The 4507-nt window shown below is 70.6% G+C and carries 1 pseudogene; it reads left to right on the forward strand.

Going from position 1 to position 4507, the window contains the following annotated elements:
• Nucleotides 1-19 precede the first annotated feature (19 nt).
• Nucleotides 20-4507, forward strand: a pseudogene (locus tag D7X12_RS45670) (hypothetical protein); the annotation flags it as partial.

A 4507-nucleotide genomic window follows, 5' to 3' on the forward strand; every position in this document is an offset into this window, starting at 1 on the left:
GGCTACACTCCGGGGCAGAATGTCCGCCTCGCAGGTCGCCGAAGCGCTGTATGCCGCCCACAAGTCCCGCGCCACCGGCCGGCTGACGCTGCATGCCGGAGGGCGTGAGTCCGCGCTCTGGCTGCGCGAGGGCGACCTCGTGGGCGCGAGGCTGGGCTTCGGCTACCAGAGTCCGGCGCAGGCGCTCTTCCAGAACGGGCTGTTGGGCGTGGACGCCCTGGATGCCCTGTGGGCGCGGGGTGGGGCGGGGGCGCCGGACGAGGAGTTGCTGGAGGACAGCGGGCTGAAGCCGGCGGTGGTGCACGAGCAGCAGGTGCTCGCGCAGGTGCGGCGCTTGAGCGAGCTGGCGGAGCGCGCGGACTTCGCGGCGGAGGCGGTGGAGGCGGCGAGGGACTTCGCGCCCATCGCGGGTGTGAGGGTGGTGCGAGCGGCGCTGGAGCCGACCCCGAGCGAGGCGGTGCCCGCGAGGGTGTACCGGTGTCCGGAGGTGGCCGCCTGCGAGCCGTGGCTGACGGATGCGTCCGAGCGGCAGCTCCTGGAGACGTTGGGGGCGTTCCGGCAGCCGGAGGCGCTGACGGGGGCACAGCAGGCGCTCTTGCGCGTGCTGGAGCGCGAGGGCCGCATCGAGGCCCTGTCGGTGGAGGACTGGGAGGAGCGCGAGCGGCTGCGGCGCGAGGAGGAGCTGCGGCAGGCGGAGGAGGAGGCCTGGGGCATCGAGGAGGCGCGCCGGCGCGAGGAGGCGGAGCGGCGGGCGGAAGAGGCGCGGCTGGCGGAACTCGCGCGCATCGAGGCGGAGCGGGTGGCGGAGCTCGCGCGCATCGAGGCGGAGCGGGTGGCGGAGGAGGCCCGGCTCGCGGAAGAGGCGCGGCTGGCGGAGCTTGCGCGCATCGAGGCGGAGCGGGTGGCGGAGGAGGCTCGGCTTCAGGCGATTGAGGAAGCACGGCTGGCGGAGGAGGCCCGGCTTCGAGCGATTGAAGAGGCTCGGCTGGCGGAGGAGGCTCGGCTGGCGGAGGAGGCTCGGCTGGCGGAGGAGGCTCGGCTCGCGGAAGAGGCGCGGCTGGCGGAGGAGGCTCGGCTCGCTGAAGAGGCCCGGCTCGCGGAAGAGGCCCGGCTCGCTGAAGAGGCCCGGCTCGCTGAAGAGGCTCGGCTCGCTGAAGAGGCTCGTCTGGCTGAAGAGGCTCGGCTCGCGGAAGAGGCTCGATTCGCTGAAGAGGCCCGGCTCGCTGAAGAGGCGCGGCTGGCGGAAGAGGCCCGGCTCGCTGAAGAGGCCCGGCTCGCTGAAGAGGCCCGGCTCGCTGAAGAGGCCCGGCTCGCTGAAGAGGCCCGGCTCGCTGAAGAGGCCCGACTCGCTGAAGAGGCCCGACTCGCTGAAGAGGCTCGACTCGCTGAAGAGGCCCGGCTTCGCGCCGAGGAGGAGGCCCGTCTTGCAGAAGAGGCCCGGATCGCTGAGGAGGTCCGCCTCGCAGAGGAGGCTCGGCTCGTAGAGGAGGCTCGGCTCGTAGAGGAGGCTCGGCTTGCAGAGGAGGCTCGGCTCGCTGAGGAGGCGCGTCTTCGTGCTGAAGAAGAGGCCCGCCTCGCTGAGGAGGCGCGTCTTCGTGCCGAGGAAGAAGCACGACTGGCCGAAGAGGCTCGGCTCGCGGAAGAGGCTCGATTCGCTGAAGAGGCCCGCCTCGCTGAAGAGGCCCGCCTCGCTGAGGAGGCCCGCCTCGCTGAGGAGGCGCGTCTTCGTGCCGAGGAAGAAGCACGACTGGCCGAAGAGGCTCGGCTCGCGGAAGAGGCTCGACTCGCGGAAGAGGCTCGGCTCGCGGAAGAGGCTCGGCTCGCGGAAGAGGCTCGGCTCGCGGAAGAGGCTCGACTTCGCGCTGCGGAGGAGGCCCGACTTGCCGAAGCCGCGTGGCTCGTGGAGGAAGCCCGTCTTCGTGCCGAGGAAGAGGCGCGCGTAGCCGAAGAGGCTCGCCTCGCGGAGGAAGAACGGCTTCGTGCTGAGGAAGAAGCCTGGCTCGCGGAAGAAGCTCGGCTTCGTGAAGCGGAAGAGGCTCGGCTCGCAGAGGAAGCCCGGTTCCGTGCGGAGGAAGCCGCCCGCATCGCCGAAGAGATCCGGCTCGCTGAGGAGGCTCAACTTCGCGCGGAGGAAGAGCGGCTTCGCGAGGAGGCTGAGGAAGAAGCCCGCCTCGCCGAAGAGGCCCAGCTTCGTGCCGAGGAAGAGGCTCGCCTCGCCGAAGAAGCGCGGCTTCGTGCCGAGGAGGAGGCTCGGTTCGCAGAGGAAGCCCGCCTCGCCGAAGAGGCTCGGCTTCGTGCTGAAGAAGACGCCCGCCTCGCTGAAGAGGCTCGCCTTGCTGATGAGGCCCGGCTTGCAGAAGAGGCTCGGCGTCGTGCTGAAGAAGAGACTCGGCGTCGTGCTGAAGAAGAGACTCGGCTCGCTGAGGAGGCTCGGCTCGCGGAAGAGGCCCGCCTCGCTGAAGAGATCCGCCTCGCTGAAGAAGCTCGTCTTCGTGCTGAGGAAGAGGCGCGCCTGGCCGAAGAGGCGCGCTTGGCCGAAGAGGCCCGACTTCGTGCGGAAGAAATGGCCCGCCTCGCTGAGGAGGCGCGTCTCGCGGAAGAAGCTCGCCTTCGTGCCGAGGAAGAAGCACGACTGGCCGAAGAGGCGCGGCTTGAGGAGGAGGCTCGTCTCGCAGAGGAGGCCCGGCTTCGCGCTGAGGAAGCGGCTCGTCTCGCTGAAGAAGCCCGACTCGCAGATGAGGCTCGGCTTCGCGCGGCGGAGGAAGCTCGACTGGCCGAAGAGGCTCGGCTTCGCGCGGCGGAGGAAGCTCGACTCGCTGAAGAGGCGCGGCTCGCGGAAGAGGCTCGATTCGCTGAAGAGGCCCGTCTCGCTGAAGAGGCCCGCCTCGCTGAGGAGGCGCGTCTTCGTGCCGAGGAAGAAGCACGACTGGCCGAAGAGGCTCGACTCGCCGAAGAGGCTCGACTCGCCGAAGAGGCTCGGCTCGCAGAGGAAGCTCGGCTCGCAGAAGAGGCGCGTCTTCGTGCAGAGGAAGAGGCTCGGCTCGCAGAGGAAGCTCGGCTCGCAGAGGAAGCTCGGCTCGCGGAAGAGGCTCGGCTCGCTGAAGAGGCCCGACTCGCAGAAGCGGCGCGCCAGGCCGAAGAAGTGCGGCTTCGTGCCGAGGAGGAGGCCCGCCTCGCTGAGGAGGCTCGGCTTCGTGCCGAGGAAGAAGCACGACTGGCCGAAGAGGCCCGCCTCGCTGAAGAGGCCCGCCTCGCTGAAGAGGCTCGGCTCGCTGAAGAGGCCCGCCTCGCCGAAGAAGCCCGACTCGCCGAAGAGGCTCGGCTTCGCGCTGAGGAAGAGGCTCGCCTCGCCGAAGAAGTGCGGCTTCGTGCCGAGGAGGAGGCTCGGTTCGCAGAGGAAGCCCGCCTCGCCGAAGAGGCGCGCTTGGCCGAAGAGGCTCGGCTCGCGGAGGAGGCTCGGCTCGCTGAGGAGGCTCGACTCGCTGAAGAGGAGCGGCTTCGGGCGATTGAAGAAGCTCGGCTCGCGGAAGAGGCTCGACTTGCGGAAGAGGCTCGGCTTCGCGCTGAGGAAGAGGCTCGCCTCGCTGAGAAGGAGCGGCTTCGGGCGATTGAAGAAGCTCGGCTCGCGGAAGAGGCTCGACTTGCGGAGGAGGCTCGGCTTCGTGCAGAGGAAGAGGCCCGCCTCGCGGAGGAGGCTCGGCTCGCAGAGGAGGCTCGGCTCGCAGAGGAAGCTCGGCTCGCAGAGGAGGCTCGGCTCGCGGAGGAGGCCCGGCTTCGCGCGGAGGAGGCCGCCCGCCTCGCGGAAGAGATCCGTCTCGCAGAGGAGGCCCGCCTCGCGGAAGAGATCCGTCTCGCAGAGGAGGCCCGCCTCGCGGAAGAGATCCGTCTCGCCGAAGAGGCCCGGCTTCGCGCGGAGGAGGAGGCCCGACTCGCTGAAGAGATCCGCCTCGCGGAGGAGGCGCGTCTTCGTGCCGAAGAAGAAGCGCGCGTAGCCGAAGAGGCTCGCATCCAGGAAGCAGCGCGACTGGCGGAGGAAGAGCGGCTTCGCCTCGCCGAAGAAGCCCGCCTCGCCGAAGAGGCTCGGCTCGAAGAAGAGGCCCGCCTCGCGGAAGCGGCTCGACTGGCCGAAGAGGCCCGCCGCGCGGAAGAAGCCCGGTTGCGCGCAGCGGAAGAGGCCCGCCTCGCTGAGGAAGCCCGGCTCCGTGCGGAGGAAGCCGCCCGCATCGCCGAAGAGATCCGCCTCGCGGAAGAGGCCCAGCTTCGTGAGGAAGAAGCCCGCCTCGCCGAAGAGGCCCGTCTCCTCGCCGAAGCGGAAGCCGAAATCCAACGCGCCGAAGAGGCCCGGCTCGCGGAAGAAGCCCGTCAGGCCGAACTCCAGCGTCTCGCCGAACAGGCCCGCGCCGCCGAAGCCGCCCGCCTCGCCGAACAGGCCCGCGCCGCCGAAGCCCTGCGCCAGGCCGAACAGGCCCGCCGTTCGGCCTGGCGCAGGGCTTCGGCGGCGCGGGCC

The sequence above is a fragment of the Corallococcus sicarius genome (assembly GCF_003611735.1).
GTDB classification, from domain to species: Bacteria; Myxococcota; Myxococcia; order Myxococcales; family Myxococcaceae; genus Corallococcus; species Corallococcus sicarius.